Origin of the sequence: Herbaspirillum sp. AP02 (assembly GCF_015767275.1) — a bacterium.
GTDB lineage: Bacteria > Pseudomonadota > Gammaproteobacteria > Burkholderiales > Burkholderiaceae_D > Herbaspirillum.
Genome location: NZ_JADWMY010000017.1, coordinates 53,490 through 73,290, shown reverse-complemented (window position 1 = coordinate 73,290; position 19,801 = coordinate 53,490). Strand labels below are relative to the sequence as shown.

Annotated in this window: 17 protein-coding genes and 1 pseudogene; 6 read left to right on the top strand and 12 right to left on the bottom strand. The window is 62.9% G+C overall.

The genetic code is table 11. The features are described from left to right. Positions 1–388, top strand: a pseudogene (locus I5R65_RS24360) (hypothetical protein); the annotation flags it as partial. On the opposite strand, the gene I5R65_RS23490 reads toward I5R65_RS24360, so the two are convergent. From I5R65_RS23490 to I5R65_RS23470, 5 genes are all read right to left on the bottom strand, one after another. Further along, the gene (locus I5R65_RS23490; protein WP_180671169.1) at positions 385–1,635 is read right to left on the bottom strand and encodes an IS256 family transposase; all 1,251 of its coding nucleotides are present in this window, start codon (positions 1,633–1,635) and stop codon (positions 385–387) included. The pseudogene I5R65_RS24360 and the gene I5R65_RS23490 overlap by 4 nt on opposite strands. A gap of 597 nt (positions 1,636–2,232) precedes the next feature. Continuing rightward, positions 2,233–4,161, bottom strand: coding sequence for a S8 family serine peptidase (locus tag I5R65_RS23485; protein WP_180671168.1), 1,929 nt, complete (start codon positions 4,159–4,161; stop codon positions 2,233–2,235). Positions 4,162–4,840: 679 nt separating this feature from the next. Next, complete coding sequence (locus I5R65_RS23480) at positions 4,841–6,334, bottom strand: efflux transporter outer membrane subunit (protein WP_180671167.1); 1,494 nt, start codon at positions 6,332–6,334, stop codon at positions 4,841–4,843. Continuing rightward, positions 6,334–7,905 (bottom strand): MDR family MFS transporter, encoded by a 1,572-nt coding sequence (locus tag I5R65_RS23475; RefSeq protein WP_180671177.1) that lies wholly within the window; start codon positions 7,903–7,905, stop codon positions 6,334–6,336. The genes I5R65_RS23480 and I5R65_RS23475 overlap by 1 nt, the downstream gene beginning before the upstream one ends. Before the next feature lie 23 nt (positions 7,906–7,928). Beyond that, the gene (locus I5R65_RS23470) at positions 7,929–9,161 is read right to left on the bottom strand and encodes an HlyD family secretion protein (RefSeq protein ID WP_180671166.1); all 1,233 of its coding nucleotides are present in this window, start codon (positions 9,159–9,161) and stop codon (positions 7,929–7,931) included. A 178-nt stretch (positions 9,162–9,339) separates the two neighbouring features. Between I5R65_RS23470 and I5R65_RS23465 the strand changes: the two genes are divergently transcribed. Further along, positions 9,340–9,873, top strand: coding sequence for a MarR family winged helix-turn-helix transcriptional regulator (locus tag I5R65_RS23465; protein ID WP_180671165.1), 534 nt, complete (start codon positions 9,340–9,342; stop codon positions 9,871–9,873). A gap of 63 nt (positions 9,874–9,936) precedes the next feature. Here the strand turns inward: I5R65_RS23465 and pip are convergent, their stop codons facing one another. Next, the gene (gene pip, locus I5R65_RS23460; RefSeq protein ID WP_180671164.1) at positions 9,937–10,914 is read right to left on the bottom strand and encodes a prolyl aminopeptidase; all 978 of its coding nucleotides are present in this window, start codon (positions 10,912–10,914) and stop codon (positions 9,937–9,939) included. 87 nt (positions 10,915–11,001) lie between these two features. After that, positions 11,002–11,463 (bottom strand): Lrp/AsnC family transcriptional regulator, encoded by a 462-nt coding sequence (locus I5R65_RS23455; RefSeq protein WP_180671163.1) that lies wholly within the window; start codon positions 11,461–11,463, stop codon positions 11,002–11,004. Positions 11,464–11,650: 187 nt separating this feature from the next. On the opposite strand from I5R65_RS23455, the gene I5R65_RS23450 reads away from it, so the two are divergent. The 4 genes from I5R65_RS23450 to fnr all read left to right on the top strand — a co-directional run bounded on the left by I5R65_RS23450 (position 11,651) and on the right by fnr (position 16,130). Next, positions 11,651–12,718: a 1-aminocyclopropane-1-carboxylate deaminase gene (locus tag I5R65_RS23450; protein WP_180671162.1), complete on the top strand. Its 1,068-nt coding sequence runs from the start codon at positions 11,651–11,653 to the stop codon at positions 12,716–12,718. 234 nt (positions 12,719–12,952) lie between these two features. Next, a complete protein-coding gene (locus tag I5R65_RS23445) occupies positions 12,953–13,576 on the top strand; it encodes an OmpW family outer membrane protein (protein WP_180671161.1) in 624 nt (207 codons plus the stop codon). Between the two features lie 259 nt (positions 13,577–13,835). Beyond that, positions 13,836–14,906: a fatty acid desaturase gene (locus I5R65_RS23440; protein ID WP_180671176.1), complete on the top strand. Its 1,071-nt coding sequence runs from the start codon at positions 13,836–13,838 to the stop codon at positions 14,904–14,906. A gap of 378 nt (positions 14,907–15,284) precedes the next feature. Further along, positions 15,285–16,130, top strand: a complete 846-nt coding sequence (fnr, locus tag I5R65_RS23435) for a fumarate/nitrate reduction transcriptional regulator Fnr (RefSeq protein ID WP_180671160.1) — start codon at positions 15,285–15,287, stop codon at positions 16,128–16,130. A 21-nt stretch (positions 16,131–16,151) separates the two neighbouring features. Here fnr and I5R65_RS23430 read toward each other — a convergent pair whose 3' ends face one another. The 5 genes from I5R65_RS23430 to I5R65_RS23410 all read right to left on the bottom strand — a co-directional run bounded on the left by I5R65_RS23430 (position 16,152) and on the right by I5R65_RS23410 (position 19,800). Next, positions 16,152–16,409, bottom strand: a complete 258-nt coding sequence (locus I5R65_RS23430; protein WP_180671159.1) for a hypothetical protein — start codon at positions 16,407–16,409, stop codon at positions 16,152–16,154. A gap of 71 nt (positions 16,410–16,480) precedes the next feature. Continuing rightward, positions 16,481–17,026, bottom strand: coding sequence for a FixH family protein (locus I5R65_RS23425; protein WP_180671158.1), 546 nt, complete (start codon positions 17,024–17,026; stop codon positions 16,481–16,483). A 43-nt stretch (positions 17,027–17,069) separates the two neighbouring features. Then, positions 17,070–18,542 (bottom strand): cytochrome c oxidase accessory protein CcoG, encoded by a 1,473-nt coding sequence (gene ccoG / locus I5R65_RS23420; protein ID WP_180671157.1) that lies wholly within the window; start codon positions 18,540–18,542, stop codon positions 17,070–17,072. 138 nt (positions 18,543–18,680) lie between these two features. Further along, a complete protein-coding gene (gene ccoP, locus I5R65_RS23415; RefSeq protein ID WP_180671156.1) occupies positions 18,681–19,613 on the bottom strand; it encodes a cytochrome-c oxidase, cbb3-type subunit III in 933 nt (310 codons plus the stop codon). Beyond that, positions 19,606–19,800 carry a CcoQ/FixQ family Cbb3-type cytochrome c oxidase assembly chaperone gene (locus I5R65_RS23410; protein WP_180671155.1) on the bottom strand — a complete coding sequence of 65 codons (195 nt, stop codon included), beginning with the start codon at positions 19,798–19,800 and terminating at the stop codon, positions 19,606–19,608. The genes ccoP and I5R65_RS23410 overlap by 8 nt, the downstream gene beginning before the upstream one ends. Position 19,801 lies beyond the last annotated feature (1 nt).

Genomic DNA, 19,801 nt, shown 5'->3' with positions numbered 1-19,801 from the left:
GGAGTCGGGGCTGGGGCTGGGGCTGGTGCAGGTGCAGATGTTGGTGCCGGTGTTGGTGTTGGTGCCGGTGCCGGTGCCGGAGTCGGTGCCGGAGTCGGAGTCGGGACTGGGGCTGGGGCTGGGGCAGGTGTTGGTGCCGGTGCCGGTGCCGGTGCCGGTGTTGGTGTTGGTGTTGGTGTTGGTGTTGGTGTTGGTGTTGGTGTTGGTGTTGGTGTTGGTTCGTCAAGTGTTGGCGCTAGTGCAAGTACCGGTAATGCTACCGTCTGTGCGACGGCTGGTATGCTCAGAGCTGGGCCCAGGGTCAGGAGTACGGCAGCATAGAGACTATGCATGCGCAGACCAGCAGGGAGTGTCAGAATTTTCGTGTTCAAGGCGGGTTAATATTTAAACAGCCGGAAGCACGAAGCGATCAGCGTAGAGGATAGCAAACTGGTTCATTGCCGTCTTCCAATCATGTGCGGATCGGCTCCAGGCAGCAGTGATATTGCGCAGCGCCAGCCAAATGAGCTTGGTAGCGGCTTCGTCACTTGGGAAGTGTCCACGCGTCTTGATGATCTTGCGTAGCTGCGCGTTGACGTTCTCGATGGCATTGGTCGTGTAGATCACTTTGCGCACTGCTGGCGGGAACACGAAGAACGGAATGACCCGGTCCCAGGCATTGCGCCACGCAGCCACCACAGTCGGAAATTTCTCTCCCCAGGCACCTTCTGCAAACGCGTTGAGCTCGGCCTCGGCCGCTTCTGCGTTCACGGCGGTGTAGATTGGCTTCAACGCGCCGGCCAGTGCTTTGCGCTCTTTCCAGTTCGCATACGCCAGGCTGTTACGGATCAGATGCACAATGCAGGTCTGCAGCGTAGTGGCCGGGAACACCGTTTCCAACGCTTCTGGCATGCCCTTGAGGCCGTCCGTGACGGAAATCAGGATATCGTTGATGCCACGGGTCTTGAGGTCGTTAAACACCTTCATCCAGAACTTGGCGCCCTCGGTGCCCTCGATCCACAGGCCCAGGATGTCGCGTGAACCGTCAGGCAGAACGCCCAAGGCCAGATACACCGCCTTATTGCGCACCACAGCGTCCTCCCGAATCTTGACCCGTAACGCGTCGAAGAAGACGACCGGATACATCGGTTCCAGCGGCCGGCTTTGCCAGGCAGTCACTTCAACCATTACCTCGTCTGTGACTGAACTGATGAATTCCGGCGACACCTCAGTGCCATACTGTTCTTGCAGAAACGCCTGGATTTCCCGGACGGTCATGCCACGTGCATACATAGCGATGATCTTATCGTCGAAGCCAGTGAAGCGCCGCTCATGCTTTGGAATCAATAACGGCTCAAAGCTGCCACTGCGGTCACGGGGCACCTCAATGCGCAATGGGCCGTCTTCGGTAAGAACGGTCTTGCCGCCTTTGCCGTTGCGTTGGTTGGTGCCGGATGCAGGCTTGGCAGCACCTGGCGGATAGCCCAGGTGGTGGCTCATCTCTGCACCTAGAGCACGCTCGATGAGCGCCTTCTTGAAGGCCTGAGAGGCTGCATTGATGGCCTCGGCCGTCATTGGACCGTTGCCGAACTGTTCTAGCAGTTCAGCGGGAATCGCTGGCAAGGCTGATGGCATAGCTTTCGGTTTGCGGGGCATATTCACTCCTTGGTGACATGTTATGCCCTAAACACGAAATTTCTGACAGACCCGACCAGCAGGCGGCATGATGCAGGCGCGCTTGCCCTGCTTCGTTGAATTCATCATGTTACTTTCCTCAATCTTCGGCGAGGTCATCGGGAAGGTAGCCCCTCCCCCGCCTGTGCAGTTATCCCTCCCTGCGTGCCGATTGGAACCGGCTTTTGTAAGCACAGTATTGTCGGAGGCCGCCGCCTTTCTGAGCATTGTCTTTTGGTACTGTTGAGGACGGAGGAATCTGCACTTTGATCCGTCAGCCCAGTAGCAGGCGAGAAAAGAGGAAAGACGTGGAATAGGCCCGCAGCCCGCCATGGAAGGCAGGATCGTCGGCGCCGCATTGAGGGCGCATCGCACGATCAAGGAAAGACGAAGCCGGTCGTGGCGGGACAGGCCGCGTTGCGCGGATGCTACGTCAAGTACACTCCGGACCGGCAAGAAGCGGGAACAGTGATCAGCTTGGCCGGGATGGTAACCACCCAACTGCTGTGCTTCAGATCGGTTGCGTCGACCGGGCCGGTCCATCCGCAGGCATGGACCGGCCCGGCGGCCGTGCACAGGTCAGAAACGCCAGCTGGCCTTGATCGCCGCCGACTGGTTGATGATGCCGCTGCGTCCATCGGCGTCGTAACGCAGGGACACATCGGTGCCATAGACCGCCTTGACCGTGTAGCTGATGCCCGCCTTCATCAACCAGGGCGAACGCGCGCTGCCCGGAACCGAGAAGCCAGGGCCGGGGACTCCCGCATAGCGGACCACCATGTCGTCGCGATCATTGATGGCGTCATAACCGGCACCGACGTGGGCGCTGATCTGTGACGCCTCACCGACCGCATAGTTGACGCCGGCCTCCATGCCCAGCACCAGTGCCTCGGCCGTCTTGCCCTCAACCTGCAGGTTCAGCGCATCGGCGCCCCGTTCGCTGTAGGCACGGCTTTGCAGGCGGGTGTAGTCCAGCTGCAGCGCAGGCACCAGGCTCACGCTCTGCGTCAGCGGCAGGGCCTGCGACAGACTGGCACCGGCGTGCGTGCTCAGGCTGCCGTAGTCCGCGCTGGCGCTGCGATTGAGGCCGCCGAAGCGCAGCTCGCGCTGGGTACGGCTGACGTTCCAGCCGGCATCGAGCTGCAGGCCCAGTGTCATGCTCTGCACCGGCAGGCTGGCGTAGAGCGCGACGACGTTGGACTCGATGCGCGACTTGCTGCCGGTATCGACGGCGCCGGCCGCGAGATGCGCATTGAACCTGCCCAGCAATTGGGCTGGGCCGTTCATGGCCTTGTCCAGGTCGGGGATGCCCCAGCCGAATGTCGTATTGGGAACATCACTTGCCCCCGCGCCGAGATGCTTGGCCGTCGTCAGCAGGATGGTGCGGATGGCCTGGTTGTCCAGGGAGGGATAGCGTTCCATCAGCAGCCCCAGTGCGCCGGTCACGTGGGGAGCGGCCATCGAGGTGCCGCTCTCCTCTTCGTAGCTCTTGTCGGAGCGCGAATCCAGGCTGTTGATGTCCGCGCCAGGCGCCGACACACACCAGTACTTGGCCAGGCCACAACGGTTACTGAACCTTGCCTGGTCCAGTTCCTTGGTCAAGGCTGTCACCGTCACCCAGTTCTGCTCGATCTCCGGCCTGAAGAAAGGCAGGGCCGAACGGATGTTGACGTTGTCGCAATGGGCATTGCCGGCCGCCCAGACATGGAGGACGTTGGTTTCCCTGGCGACGTCGGCGGCGGCGTCGAGCCAGGATTTCTTGCCCCCGCCCTGCAGTCGTTGATAGGCCTCGCCAACGCCACCGATGGTCCCGAAATCGTCACGCTCATCCGGACTGCCCCAGCTGCTGTTGATGGCACGCACGCCCGCTGCAGCGAGGTTGCCATAGGCCGCCTTGAAGTAGTTGTAGTCCATGTTCACGCCATACACCGACTCATCGGTGCCGTTGCTGTTGGTGATGTGGTAGTCGCTGCCAAAAGCCACGCCCATCATGCCCAAGCCATTCCTGGCGGCGGCGATGGTACCGGATACGTGACTGCCGTGGTTATCGTTGAACGCGCTCTTGGCGCCGGTGGTATTGAACGCATCGCCGGCTTTCCACTCGCGATCGCTGTCATCCTTCTGCGCGCCGTCATTGGCATAGACGCCCGTCACGGCCAGGGCCTTGACATCGCGGTCGGCGAACTCCTGGTGGGTCAGCCGCAAGCCCGAATCAACCGCCCCCAGCTTGACGCCACGGCCACTGAAACCGGCGGCGTAGGCATGCTGCGCATTCATGGCGCCCAGGCCCCAGTCACTCTTGAATTCCTCGGCGCCGGCCCAGCTGGCGACGGCGGCATTCTTGTCGTCGGTGCGCGTACCGTCGTAGTTGACGAAGCTCTGCGCGCTGGCCGTCATGCCCAAGGCCGGTGCCAGCGTCATCAGCACGGCACAGTACAGTTGCTGCTTCCTGAAGGTGGGCGCGACCTTGCGCGCACGGGCTGTCCTTGCGGTTTTCTTGATGTTCATTCCCTGCCCTGATGTCTCTTTGAGTGGAACAGGCTCGCGGCAGATCTCTGCGGCGGCTGTCATTGTTATGTGCGTCGCCTGCCTTGCTGGCATGGCGCGCGATCCGGCCCGGCCGGACGCATTGCCGGCACGATGGTCGGTGGCGATCGACAGCCGACGGCCGCGAGACTATTCGCCCAGGCAGCACGCAACGGCGTCTCCGATAGGACGCATCCCTCTCTCATGGAGTCTCCCTGACATCCTCTTTTTATGGTTTTTCGAGGCCGCGTTACGCGACGGCCCGATGGCTTTTTGGGAGGGGATTGTCCGTTTCTGATCCGACTCTTAATATTGTCCGTTGGTGCATGAAGGCCGGAATATCAGGCGGCAACAAGGATTAGAAAGCTGACGAAGGCCGACACCGCACCAGTCATGCGTGACGGCGCGTCTCTTTCAGTGGTCGATGATCAAAACAATAAAAAGTGAAGCTTTGCGCAGAGAGCGCACGGAAGACGCGCATGTCCACCGCAGCGCAAGGATGGGATGTGAAGAAGCGCGCGGAAGATCTGCAGAAACGGAGGGGGCGACGGCGTGAGGGCAAAAAAGCGGGCAGAAATGTGGCCCGAAGTGCGGACAGAGATGAGGACAGAGATGAGGACGCGGACGGGGCCACCGCGCCCCGTCCGGACACGTTGTTCAATCAGCTTGCGGCATCTCCCCAGCCCAGTCCCAGGGCTTTCTGGATGCCGACGAAACTGCGCGTCAGGTTGGCTTCGGCCTGCAACAGGTTCTGTTGCGCGGTGATCTGCTGGCGCGTGGTATCGAGCACCTCGATGAGCGTGCCGGTGCCAGCCTGGTAGCGCTGCCTTGCCAGTGCCAGCGCCCGGTCGGCGGAGGCCTTGCTGCGCGCCAGGGTAGCCACCGTGATGCGGCCGTAGCGGAAGCGCGAGAGGGAATCCTCGGCGTCGCGCAGGGCTTCCAGGACGGCCTGGCGGTACTTCATCTCGGCTTCATCACGCACCTGTTCGGCTTGCGTGACACGCGCCTTGGCGCGGCCGAAATCGAGGAAATTCCAGCTCAGCATCGGCGCGCCCAGGGCCACGAAATCATCCAGCCGGGTGAGGTCCGAGGGATGGGTGCCACCCAGGCCGATCACGCCAAAGAGCTTCAGGCTGGGATAGCGCGCCGCTTCGGCCTGGCCGATCCTGGCGGTATCGGCGGCCAGGGTACGTTCGGCGGCACGCACGTCGGGACGACGTCGCAGTAGCGCGACCGGATCGCCGACGGCGACCTGCTGCGGTGGCAAAGGCAAGGGCGCCGCCCCGTTCAGTTCGGCATCCAGCGTGCCGGGCTCCTGCCCCAGCAAGGTGGCCAGCTGGTTGAGGTAGGCCTCACGTTCGGCCTGCAGCGGCAAGAGTTCGGCGCGGGTGGCGTCGAGCTGGTTCTGCACGCGGATCTGGTCCAGCGAGGAGGCGGTGCCGCGCTGCACGCGCTGGCCGGTCAGGGCGAGCATGTCCTGCTGGGCCTGCAGCGATTGTTCGCCCAGGGCCAGGCGCTGCTGGCGGTCACGCAGGTTGATGTAGGCGTTGACCACTTCGGCGGTGAGGCTGACCTGCACATCGGCCAGCGAGGCTTCGGCGGCCTGCGCGCTGGCACCGGCGGCCTGGATGGCACGACGATGAGCGCCGAAGAGGTCGGCTTCCCAACTGGCATCCACGCCCAGGTTGTACAGGTTCACGCTGGAGGCGGATGAACCACCGGAGCTGGAGCCACCGGTCAGCGCCCCCAGGTTGGCGGGCGGCAGGCGCGCATGCGCGGCCAGTGCGGAAGCGCCGACGCTGGGGGCGGCGTTGGCCTGTTCCAGGTCGAGATTGGCACGCGATTGCTGCAGCCGGGCGCGGGCGCTACCGAGGTTGGGATTGGCTTGCAGGGCAAGTTGGACGAGGTGGTTGAGCTGGGCGTCGTTGAGCGCTTCCCACCAGCGGTTCAGCGGTGCGGTGGCATTGGCGAGATCACCGGCACGCACGAACTGCCCGCTGCGCTGGGCCTGCGGCGCGGCGTCGGGCGGGCCGGCATATTCCGGCCCGAGAGCGCAGCCGGCCAGCAGGGTGGCAGCCGCCAGCGCGACCAGGCGCAGCGGGGTAGAACGAGAGAGGGGCGAGAGCGAAGAGAGAGTCTTGTCCATGTTCATCATCAATGAGAAGCCACCGGCGCGGCATGGGTGGGCAAGGGGCGCAGGAACAGCACCAGTGGCGTGACGCAGAGGATGGCCACGCCCAGCATCCAGAACAGGTCGGCGTAGGTCATGGTCAGCGCCTGGGCCTGGATGGTCGCGCCCAGCAACTGAATCGCGGCGTCCTGGCCGCCCACCAGATGGGCTTGCGCGGCGATGCCGGATTGCACCAGGTCGGAATTGGCGGAGAGGCTTTCTTCCAGGCGGCGGCTGTGCAGCCACAAGCGCTGGTCCTGGATCACCGCGATGGCGGCCAGCGCCAGCGAGCCGCCCAGGTTGCGCGCTGCACTGTAGAGACCGGAGGCGTCGCCGGCCTGCGAGGGCGGTACCGAGCGGATCGCCGCCTGGTTCAGGAACAGCATGGCCAGCACGGTACCGACGCCGCGCATCAGTTGCGAGGCCACGAAGGAACCGCCATAGGACAGCGGGCTGAGGTCGGTCTCGATGAAGGCCGAGGCCGCCAGCAGCAGGAAGCCGGTTCCGACGGCGATGCGGATGTCGACCAGCCGCATCAGCAGCGGCGTGAAGGGCATCATCAGGATCATCGGCACGCCCGAGAGCAGCACGATCCAGCCCGACTGCAGCGAGTTGTAACCGGCAATGCCGGAGAGGAACTGCGGGATCACATAGGCCGTGCCATACAGCGCCACACCGACGATCATGGCCATCATCACCACCGAGCCGAACTGGCGGTCCCGCAAGAGGCGCAACTGGATCACCGGGTGCCGCGAGCGGATCTGGCCGATGGCCAGCAGGATGAAACCCAGTAGCGAGGTCGCGGCCAGCCAGCGGATGTCGGGCGAGGAAAACCACTGTTCACGCTCCCCCTCTTCCAGCACCACGGTCAGCCCGCCCAGGCCCAGCGCCAGGCCGGCGATGCCGAACCAGTCGGCCTGGGCCAGTTGCTCGAACTTGGGACGTTCATAGGGAATGGCCACCAGCAGCAAGGTGATCAACGCCGCTCCCACCGGCAGGTTGATGAAGAAGGCATAGTGCCAGCTGATGTTCTCGGTCAGCCAGCCGCCCATCACCGGCCCCAGCACCGGGCCGAGGATGGCGGTGGCGCCGAACATGGCATTGCCCGCCGGCTGCTGCGCGCGCGGCAGGCGGGTGGCGATGATGGTCATGGCGGTGGGGATCAGCGCGCCGCCGGTGAAGCCCTGCCCCACCCGGCCGATGATCATCATCGGCAGCGAGGTGGACAGGCCGCACAGTACCGAGAACAGGGTGAAGAGACTGGCCGCCGTCAGCAGCAGCACGCGCAGGCCGAGCAGCCGTTCCAGCCAGGCCGACATGGGGATGATGACGATCTCGGCCACCAGATAGGCGGTGGCGATCCAGGTGCCTTCGGTCCCGGAGGCGCCGATCTCGCCCTGGATCGTGGGGAGCGAGGAGTTGACGATGGAGATGTCCAGCGTGGCCATGAGCGCCCCCAGAGTGCCGGCGGCGACGGCCAGCCAGGCAGCGGCGTCGGCCTTCTCGGCGTTGACACCGCTGGCACCGTTGGCACCATTGCCACCGCTGGCCTTCAGCGCCGGGGTGGAGGCGGCGCTGCTCACTGTGGCTCCTTGCGGGTGGCGTTGGCTTCGCTGGTGCGCTCGCGCAGGTCGCGCAGTTCATCCTTGGCGGCGATGGTGTTGACCTCTACCGTCACCGACAGGCCGGCCACGAAGGAGCGGGTTTCTTCCGGGGTGGCGTCGATGGCCACGCGCACCGGCACGCGCTGGACGATCTTGGTGAAGTTGCCGGTGGCGTTCTGCGGCGGCAGCAGCGAGAATTGCGCGCCGGTACCGGGCGAGAGGCTTTCCACATGACCGTGGAATTCCACGCCGGGCAAGGCGTCGACCTTGATGCTGGCTGGCTGGCCCATGCGCATCAGGCCGATCTGGGTTTCCTTGAAGTTGGCGGAGACGTAGAAGCGGGTCGGCACCACGGTCATCATGCGCGTGCCGGCCGTGACGAACTGGCCGACGCGCACCTGTTTGTCGCCGATGCGGCCATCGACGCTGGCGCGGATTTCGGTATAGCCGAGGTTGACGCTGGCGGCGTCGTACTGGGCCTTGGCGGTTTCGCCCTGGGCCTGGGCCTGGCGTACCTGGGCCTGCAGCGAGCGTACCCGCAGCTGGGCCGCATCCAGGGCGGCGCGGCGCGCCGCCACCGTGGTGCGGGCCTGGGCCTGCTGGTTGCGCAGGGTGGTCAGGCGTTCGCGGGTCTCGGCGCCGGAGGCGGCCAGCGGGGTGTAGCGATCCACTTCCGAAGAGGCAAAGCGCGCATCTTCTTCGGCGGCGGCCAGTTGCGCCTTGGCCTGGGCGATGGCGGCCTGCTGCTCGGCCAGTTGCGCATTGGCAGCTTCTTCGCTGGCACTGGCGGCGTCGATCTGGGCCTTGGCCTGCGCCGCCTGGGCGGAATAGTCGCGGGCGTCGATGCGCACCAGCGGCTGGCCGGCCTTGACGATCTGGTTGTCGGCCACCAGCACCTGCTCCACGTAGCCGGTGACCTTGGAGGAGACCGTGATGCTGTCGGCCTGGACGAAGGCATCGTTGGTGCTTTCCAGGTACTTGCCGCGGAACTGGTAGTACAGCACCCAGGCCACGATCACCACTAGCGCCAGCAGGCCCAGGGTGCGCAGGATGAAGCGGGCGCGCGGGCTCATGCGCTTCTTGGGTGGGGTGGTCTTGCCGTTGCCAGCGGCATTGGCATTGGCGTCGGGGGTGGAGTTGGACTGCTCCGGTTGCTGCGGACTTGGCTGCGGACTGGATTGCGGATTGCTGGGTGTGGCGTCGGTCATCTTTTTTATCCTAATATCGGGGCGATGATGGCGTGGAGTGTTACCGGGGAACGTCAAGGGACTTCAATACGGCGTCATCAAGATTTCAAATTGACAACAATAGGCTGCACTTTTGCACTGCATTTTTGCGAGCGAAAATATTAATGAGGTACCATATGATATGGTATCCAGGAAAATCATGTCTACAGGCTTTTCAAACGATTACAGCGACGCCGCCGAGGCGCTGCGCGACTTCTACATCCGCTCGCACCGCACGCTGGACAAGCTCCTGGCCGGCGAAGGCGCTTCGCTGGCGCGCAACAAGATGCTCGGCCACATCGAGCGCAACAGTCCGGTGCGCGCGGCCGACCTGGCCACGGCCTTCGGCTTTGCGCCGCGTACCATCACCGAAGCCATCGATGCGCTGGAGCGCGACGGGCTGGTGTTGCGCACCGGCGATACCAGCGACCGGCGGGTCAAGCACATCGCTTTGACAGCGGCCGGCAAAGAAGTGCTGCGGGCCTCTGACCCGGTCAAGAAGACCTTCATCGATGGTTTGTTCGCGGCCCTGAGCAATGACGAGATCGCCACGCTGACCAGCGTACTGGGCAAGCTCAACGGGCGTCTGGCGGAACTGGAGGAACGTTATTCATCGGCCGCCGCCGAAACCGGCGTCACTGTCGGAACAGATACGGATGAGCCGGGCGGCAAGCGCGCCCGCAAGAAAGGCTGAGGCGAAAAAAAGCGCTCCCCGGGGAAGGGAGCGCCGGGGACCGGGCAAGTCCGGTCGCGTCGATCAGCAGCCGGCGAAGCGGTCGGTCGCCGATACGAGCTGGTCGAGGATGCCCGGTTCGTTATAGGCGTGGCCGGCGCTGTCGATCAGGTGCAGCTGCGAGCCGGGCCAGGCCTGGTGCAGGTCCCAGGCTGACCTGGCCGGGGTGGCGAGGTCGTAGCGGCCTTGCACGATCACGGCGGGGATGCCTTCCAGACGCGACACATTGGCCAGCAACTGGCCCTCTTCCATGAAGCCCTTGTGGAAGAAGTAGTGGTTCTCGATGCGGGCGAAGGCCAGTGCGAACTGCGCATCGTTGAAGGAATCGATCAGGCGTTCATCGGCCACCAGCGTGATGGTGCTGGCTTCCCAGCGGCTCCAGGCGCGGGCGGCCTGCAGCTTGGCGGCTTCATCGTCGCCGGTGAGGCGCTTGCGGTAGGCATGCACCAGATTGCCACGCTCGGCGGCGGGGATCGGCGAGAGGAATTCGTCCCAGCGGTCCGGCACCATCCAGGATGCGCCCTCCTGGTAATACCAGTCCAGCTCGGCCTGGCGCAACAGGAAGATACCGCGCAAGACCATCTCGGTGACGCGCTGCGGATGGGTCTGGGCGTAGGCCAATGCCAGCGTGCTGCCCCAGGAACCGCCGAAGACCTGCCAGCGCTCAATGCCCAGCATCTCGCGCAGGCGTTCGATATCGGCCACCAGGTCCCAGGTGGTGTTGGCCTCCAGGTTCGCATGCGGCAGCGAACGGCCGCAGCCGCGCTGATCGAACAGGACGATGCGGTATTTCTCCGGATTGAACAGGCGCCGGTGCGACGGGCCGCAACCGCCGCCGGGACCGCCGTGCAGGAAGACCACCGGCTTGCCGGCCGGGTTGCCGCACACTTCCCAGTAGACCTGATGACCGTCGCCGACATCCAGCAAGCCGTGATCATGGGGCTCTATCGGGGGATAGAGGCCGCGCAAGGAGGTGCTGGAGGTGGAAGTGGTCGAGGTCATCGGGAATCCTTGAAGGTGAATGCAAGACGGGAACAACGTTCAGACGTGAAACGCAAAGGTGAAGTATAGGACTGGAATCAAGATCCTTCACTCGACCACGAGTTCCGGATTGTTCTTCACCTCGTTGAGAACGAAGAAGGAGCGTAGCTGGCGCACGCCCGGCAAGCGCAACAGCGTGTTGGCATGCAGCCGGTTGAAGGCCTGCAGGTCCTTGACCCGCAACTTGATCCAGTAATCGAATTCACCGGCCAGCAGCAGGCACTCCTGTACGGCGGCGATGTCGCGCACCGCCTTTTCGAATTCGGCAAAACTCTCCGGCGTGGAGCGATCCAGCACCACACCCACCGTCACCAGCACCGGCAGGCCCAGTTTTTCGGGGTCCAGGATGGCGCGCACTTCCTTCACATAGCCCTCGTCCATCAGGCGTTTGGTGTGGTTCCAGCAGGCCGTGGCGCTCATGCCCAGCTTCTTGGCCAGCTCGGCATTGCCGATGCGGCCATCCTTCTGCAGCGCCTTGAGGATGCGCTTGTCCATGCGATCTAGCGACATGATGATTATTCCGATATTTTTATAAAACCTGGATAGTTATTTCAACGAAATTATTTACATCACTTATTCAAACCGAATAATGCCATAAATTCGGAAACACCATTTTAATGAGGCGGCGTAAAGTTGATCCCGGCGATTCGATGTGAATCGAACCATTCCCGACAATCCACCTGAACCGGAGCTTCCCATGCTGGCACTCGACAAACTCTTCCCGCGCAAAACGCTGGGCTTCTTCCCCTCCCCCATTCACAAGCTGGAACGACTCTCCGCCATGCTGGACGTGGAAGTCTGGGCCAAGCGCGACGACGTCTCCTCGGGTCTGGCCTTTGGCGGCAACAAGATCCGCAAGCTGGAATGGCTGGTGGCCGATGCGCTGGCCAAGGGCTGCGACACCCTGGTCTCGATCGGCAACATCCAGTCCAACCACACGCGCCAGGTGTGCGCGGCGGCCGCCGCCGTGGGCATGAAGTCCTATACCGTGCAGGAAACCTGGCTGGAATGGGATGATCCGGTCTACGACAAGGTCGGCAACATCCTGCTGACCCGCATCATGGGCGGCAACCCCATCATGGGTGGCTATGGCTATTCGACCACCGAGAAGGACACCTGGGCCAAGGCACTGGAAGAAGTGCGCGCCAAGGGCGGCAAGCCCTACCCGATTCCGGCCGGGGCCTCGGACCACCCGCTGGGCGGCCTGGGCTATGCCAACTTCGCCGACGAAGTGGCGATGCAGGAGCAGCAGTTGGGCATCTTCTTCGACAACATCGTGGTGGCCACCTGTACCGGTTCCACCCAGGCCGGCATGGTGGTAGGCTTCGCCGCCCAGGAGAAGCGTCGCCGCGTGATCGGCATCGATACCGCCGACGATGAAGCCATGACCCGCCGCGCCGTCACCAAGATCGCCAACGACACGTGCGAACTGATCGCCTCCAAGGGTGGCAAGCGCGTGGTGGTGCGCGATGCCGACATCGAGATCATCCCCGACTACAGCGGCCCGGCCTATGGCCTGCCGAGCGAGCAGACCATCGCCGCCATCCGCACCGCGGCCGAGATGGAAGCCATGCTGACCGATCCTGTCTATGAAGGAAAATCCATCGACGGCCTGATCGACATGGCCAAGAAGGGTCACTTCAAGGGCCAGCGCGTGCTGTATGCCCACCTGGGTGGCGCACCGGCACTGAACGCCTACTACAAGGCCTTCGAAGATCCGGAAAACCTGACCAAGCTGGCACGCGAAGCCCGCTTCAAGGAGTAAGCCCGGGCGCGGCCCGCCGGCCGCACCCTGCGCCTGCCGACGTCAACAGCCCGATCTGTGCCTGCAGATCGGGCTGTTGCGTTTACTGCCACCCTCTTTGTCGCTCTTTTTGTCACTCTTTTGCCCGTCCATCTGCTGTTTCCTTCCCTTGTACCGGCCCGCTTGATCGGCATCAAAGCCCGCCAGCCGCTTCACGCGTACCTTTCGCACATCCTCACTCGACAGGTAAAAACCGTGAAAAAAATCGTCACACTCACTGCCGCCGTGGCAGCCCTGGCATCCTCGTTCGCCGCCCCCGTCTTCGCACAGGAAGCCCAAAGCCCGTGGCTGGTGCGCGTACGCGCCGTCAATCTGAGCCCGGAAAACAAGTCCGACCCGATCGCCGGACAAGGTGCCTCGGACCAGCTCACCATCAACAACAAGCTGATCCCCGAATTCGACATCAGCTACTTCTTCACCCCGAACATCGCCGCCGAGCTGGTGCTGACCTATCCGCAAAAGCAGGACGTGCGCCTGTCCGGCACCAAGATCGGTAGCTTCAAGCATCTGCCGCCGACCCTGACCCTGCAATACCACTTCATGCCTGAAGCGGCCTTCAGTCCCTACGTCGGCGCCGGTATCAACTACACCCGCATCTCCAGCGTGGAGCTGCCCAACGGCCTGCAACTGGATAGCAGCAGCTTCGGCGGTGCCCTGCAGCTCGGCGTGGACTACAAGCTCGACAAGAACTGGATGCTCAACTTCGACATCAAGAAGGTGCAGATCTCCAGCGACGTGAAGACCGCCTCCGGCACCAAGATCAGCAGCGTCAAGATCGACCCGTGGCTGATCGGCATTGGCGTGGGTTACCGTTTCTAAGGTATTCTTGCCGCACCCAAACGGCGCGATCCGTCATCCCTGATGACCGGTCGCGTTGTTTTTTGGGATCAGCGCTAACGTTCCCGCCATCGGTCCCGAGCCGAACGCCCACACCTTTGCAAGCGCCATCCGCCATTGCAGCGTTAGCAGGAGCAGTCTCATGCGGCATGCTCCCCCGTCCACCGTTTGAAAGTAGGAAGAGGTAAATTCGATGTCGACGACTTCGCACCCCAACACACCGGTCGCGCCAGGCGCACCGATGCCCCATCGCAAGATCATCCGATCCTGGGTGATTCCGATCAGCCAGCGCAGCACGGCCATCGCACTGGCACTGTCGGTACTGGATTTCGGCCTGTTCGGCGCCAGCCTGGCGGCCGTGATCTGGGTTCCCTGGTTGCTGGCCAAGATCGCGCTGGGCGTGGTCAATGGCTTCATCATCGGCCGCCTGTTCATCCTCGGCCACGACGCCTGCCACCAGGCCTTCACACCCAATCGCAAGCTCAATACCTGGCTAGGTCGCCTGCTGTTCATGCCCTCGCTGACCCCCTACAGCCTGTGGGCCGTCGGTCACAATGTGGTGCACCACGGCTACACCAACCTGAAGGGTTTCGACTTCGTCTGGCAACCGCGTTCGCTGGAAGAGTTCCGTTCCCTGCCGCGCTGGCGCCAGCGCCTGGAGCGCATCTACCGCAGCGGCTTCGGCCCCGGTCTCTACTACATGATCGACATGTGGTGGAAGCGCATGTACTTCCCCTCGAAGAAGCAGATGCCCACCCGCCGCGCCGAATTCATATGGGATGGCGTGCTGGTGACCGCCGTGGCGGCGGTCTGGGTCGGTGGCCTGGCCTGGGCCGCGCAAGCGACCGAGCAATCCTTCTGGACGCTGCTGGTGACCGGCTTTGCGATTCCCCTGCTGTTCTGGAAGGCGATGATCGGCTTCGTGGTGTATGTCCACCATACCCATACCTCGGTGGCCTGGTATGAAGACAAGGTCACCTGGGCCGCTGCCCAACCCTTCGTCTCGACCACCGTGCACCTGACCTTCGGTCGTTACTGGGGCTCGTTGCTGCATCACATCATGGAACACACCGCGCACCACGTGGACATGAGCGTGCCGCTGTACCGCCTGAAGCAGGCGCAGAAAAAGCTGGAAACCATGTTGCCGGGTCGCATCGTGATCCAGCGCTTTTCCTGGCGCTGGTACTTCGATACCGCCCGCCGCTGCAAGCTGTATGACTTCAAGCGCCTGTGCTGGACCGACTATCGCGGTCGCCCCACCAGCACCCCGTTGCCCTTGCCGGACATGAGCAAGGGCACGGCCGAAGCCTGATCGGAGCGACGCAGCACGGTAGGTGCAATCAGTTCAGGACGTCACGATGTAGCTGAAGTTTCAATAAAAAGACGGTCGCATGGAAGGGCATTCGCGGGTCCCCGGTAACCCCGCGATACCGCCCACTTTCCCCCATCAAGGCCGCTCCTCCCGCCTTTTATCCCACCCTCTCTTTCACTTCCCAAACGGACAAGTGTCGCTTTTCATGGAAGTCCTGACCTGGAAAGCCGGGCAGACAGCCCGATGCGGCGATTACCTTGTTCATGTTTGATCTGGGACAAGAAATGCCGTCTGATTCGGGAATACTGTGCTGCTTATATTGTTCCGCGCACTTAGAATCGAGTCATTCGATTGCCAAATGTCCGCCGGGAACATCGTATGAACCAGTCTTGTCACTCCGCTCCGCTCGCCGCACCGGCCAATGCCGCTGCTCCCCAGACCCAATGCTCGCCGCTGACAGCGGCGCGTGAAGCTGCCGCCAGCTCCGCATTGCGCAGCTGCACCGCGTGCGGCATGCACCAGTTGTGCCTGCCCATGGGTCTGGACGAATCCGACATGAAGCGCCTGGACAAGATCATCGGTCGCCGCAAGGTGGCACGCGATGATTTCCTCTACCGCATCGGCGACCGGTTCACGGCCTTGTACGCTGTGCGCGTGGGCCATTTCAAGACCTACCAGGAAAATCTCGACGGCGATCGCCAGATCACTGGCTTCCAGATGCCCGGCGAACTGCTGGGCATGGATGCCATCAGCACCGAGACGCATCAATGCGATGCGGTGGCGCTGCAGGATAGCGAAGTCTGCGAAATCCCGTTTGCTCGCCTGGAACAGTTGTTCGGCCAGATCCCGCATCTGCTGCGGCACTTCCACCGGATGATGAGCCACGAGATCACCAGCGAACAGAACGTCATCATGTTGCTCGGCAATATGCGCGCCGAACAACGCTTTGCCGCCTTCCTGGTCAACCTGTCCTCCCGCTATGCGGCGCGTGGCTATTCGTCGACGCGCTTCCAGCTGCGCATGACGCGGCAGGACGTAGGCAATTACCTCGGCCTGACCATCGAAAGCATCAGCCGACTGATCTCCAAGTTCCGCAAGCTGGGCTTGCTGGCCGTGGAGCAACGTGACGTGGAAGTAATCGATCTGCCGGCCTTGAAGCGCCTGGCGGCCGGGGTGGAGTCTTCCAGCCCCGCACCTGCCACGACCGCGCGCGCAGCCGTCTAAGTCCGACGTCGTCCGGGGCCCTCAGCCCTGGACGAAATGACGCAGGCGCTCGCGAGGCAGCGCCCGGGTCAGCCGCACGGCCAGCAGGCCGCACACGGCAAAACTCCCCCAGAAGCAAAAGAAACCGACGGTGTAGGCGCCCATCGTTTCCCATTCGTGGCCCGAGACCATGGCCAGCTCGTCCGGGTTGAACAGGGAAAAGAACACGCCCTCGGCCGCGATGGCCATCAGAAATGCCACCCAGAGGACGATGGCGATATTGCGTTGCTGTTTGCGCATGGCTGTCTCCTTCAGTTATTTCATCCGTAGACTGACCGGTCTTGCAGCCGGTTTCACTGCAGCTTAGCGCATTATTCGGCCGGTGCGTAGGCCTCCGCATTCATTTCGATGCTGCGCTGTTGCGGCCACACCCAATTGCCGTGCAGTCGCCAGGCGTGACCGCCATCTTCGGCCACCAGGCGCCAGCGCGCCTGCTCCAGCTCGACCAGAGGAACCGAGAAAGTGCCGTCAGCGGCAGGACGGACCATCAGGGTCCGGTCCTTCGAGGGTTGGGTCGGATGCACCAGGCTGATGATCAGGGTCTGCCCTTCTTCCCCGGCTGCCGGCACTTCGCGCATCTGCAGCCGGCCACGCAGCGCGGCGGCCGCCGGATCGTAACCGATGCCGATGCTGGCGCCCAGGCGCTGCGCTTCATGGTCGCGCCGCAGATCCTTGTTGATGGCCTTGCCCTGCTTGTAATAGTCATCGGCCACCAGTGCATCGGCGCGTGAAATGGCCAGCCAGGCGGTAAAGATACCGGCGACCACCACCACCGCCGGGCCGGACATCAACAGCCACGGCCAGCGATGACGATACCAGGGCACGGCAGGGGCCAGCTTGGGAGATAAGGTTTGCATGATTTCCTCTCTACTCTCTAAACGGATGGGGACGGGGCGTCAATCAGCGTCGCGGTACCAGGAACACGGCCTTTTCGCTGACCTGCACTGAGGGCTGATCTTCTGCCTGCAAGGCGATGCGAATCTTGTTGGAGCCGACTTCGCCGGCACCATGCGGCGCCCGCACGCGGATCGGCACCATCAAGGTCTGGGTGGCCGCCATCTCGATGGGAGCGGACGGATCGACCGTCAGTCCATCGATGCCGCTGGCGCTGATGCGATAGCGATGACCACGCTCATCGGTGTTGATGACCTGCAGGCGATAGACGTTCTCGATGATGCCGTCTTCCACCTCACGTCCCATGGAGCCACGATCACGGATCACATCCAGCTTCAGGGGCGTGCGTATCCATAGCGAACTGGCGAAGGCGGCAATCACCACGCCCAGGATCGCGGTATAGATCAGGATGCGCGGACGCAGCACGCGACGGCGTATTTCCGCGGTCGAGAAGCCTTGCTCGACCGCGTTTTCGGTGGAATAGCGGATCAGGCCACGCGGGCGCTTGATCTTGTCCATCACGCTGTCGCAGGCATCGACACAGGCGGCGCAACCGATGCACATGTATTGCAGGCCCTGCCGGATATCAATGCCGGTCGGGCAGACCTGTACACACATCGTGCAATCGATGCAATCGCCGGCCTTGCCGCCGGTTTCCTGCCTGGCGGCCTTGGCGACCGGCATGCGCGGCTCGCCGCGGGCAACATCATAGGTAACGATCAGGGAGTCGCGGTCGAACATGGCGCTCTGGAAGCGCGCATAGGGACACATGTACTTGCAGACCTGCTCGCGCATCCAGCCGGCGTTGCCATAGGTGGCGAAGCCGTAGAACCCGATCCAGAACATCTCCCACGGGCCCAGTGCCAGGCTGCCGATCTCCGGCAGCAAATCACGGACCGGCGAGAAATAGCCGACAAAGCTGATGCCGGTCCACAGGGCCACCGCGCCCCAGGCCAGATGCTTGGCCGACTTGCGCCACAGCTTGTCGAACGACCAGCCCTGGCGGTCCAGGCGCATGCGGGCGCTGCGATTGCCTTCGATGCGACGTTCGATCCACAGGAAGATTTCGGTGTAGACCGTCTGCGGGCAGGCATAACCACACCAGACGCGACCGGCCACGGCCGTGAAGAGGAACAGGCTGAACGCGCAAATGATCAGCAAGGCGGCCAGCCAGATGAAGTCCTGTGGCCAGAGCACCAGGCCGAACAGGTAGAATTTGCGGGAAGCCAGGTCGAACAGCACCGCCTGACGCTCGTTCCAGTTGATCCACGGCAGCCCGTAGAACACCAACTGTGTCAGGAACACGCAAAGCCAGCGCAGGCTGGCAAAACGTCCCTGAATCTCTCGCGGGTAGATCGGTTCACGCGCGGCATACATCCGTATGACGGCGTATTCATCCTTGCCGTCCTTGCTGTCGGCGCTCTGGGGCGGCAGGTCCCCCTCCTTGTCCTGCCTGGGTTTCATCACGGCCTTGTCCATGGTATTGCCTGATCTGCTTTCACTCTCTGTGCGCTTCCAGACTGTGGTGAGAAGCGCCTTTCACGAAACCGCCGGGAGCGCGCAGATCTTTGTCTGCGTCAGTCCCGGCGGCGGATGACGTCACGTCGTCAAGACGGCTTACTTGGCGGCTGCATTGCTGGGCTTGTTGGACAAGCTCCACACATAGGCGGCCAGCACATGCACCTTGGGTTCACCGAGGAACTCGCCAAACGACGGCATGGTGTTGTCGCGGCCCTTGTTGATGGTTTCCTTGATGGTGTCGATGCTGCCACCATAGAGCCAGATCTTGTCCGACAGGTTGGGTGCGCCCAGGGCCTGGTTGCCCTTGCCGCCGGGGCCGTGGCAGGCCATGCAGGCGGAGAACTTGGATTTGCCCAGTTCGGCCTTGATCGGGTCATGGGCTGAATCGGACAGGCTCAACACATAGTTGGCCACGTTGTCGACGTCCTTGTCGCTGCCCACTGCCGCCCCCATCGGAGGCATCACGCCATGGCGACCCTTGAGGATGGTTTCCTTGATGATCTCTGGGGTGCCGCCATGCAGCCAGTCGTTGTCGGTCAGGTTGGGGAAGCCCTTGTTGCCGCGGGCATCCGAACCGTGGCACTGCGCGCAGTAGGTCAAGAACAGGCGCTCGCCGATGGCATGGGCTTGCGGGTTGGCGGCGACTTCTTTCAGGTCCTGCTTCATGAAGCCCTCGAACAGCGGACCGTACTTGGCCTCGGCAGCCTTGACGTCGGCATCGTGCTCGCCAGTGGAACGCCAGCCCAGGGTACCGGGCAGATTGCCCAGACCAGGATAGGCGATCAGGTAACCGACCGAGAAGAAGATGGTCAGGTAGAACAGCCACATCCACCAGCGCGGCAGGGGGTTGTTCAGTTCGCTCAGGTCTTCATCCCAGACGTGGCCGGTGGTGGAACCGGCGACCGGCTGGTCGCCCTTCTTGACCTTCCAGTTGGACTGCTGCCACAGCAGCAGCGCGCAACCGGCAATACCCAGCACGGTCAGGACGATGATCCAGATATTCCAGAAACCATTGGTGAAATCAGCCATGGCGCACCTCCTTGTCGACGCCTTCCGAAGCCGGCTGGCCGATATCGCCATCGGCAAACGGAATCATCTCGGCTTGCGTGAAATCGGCGGGCTTGTGACCGACATAGGTCCACCACAGGATGCCGGCAAAGGTGATGAAACTGATCAGCGTGATCAGGCTGCGTGGATCGGTAATCATTTCAATCATG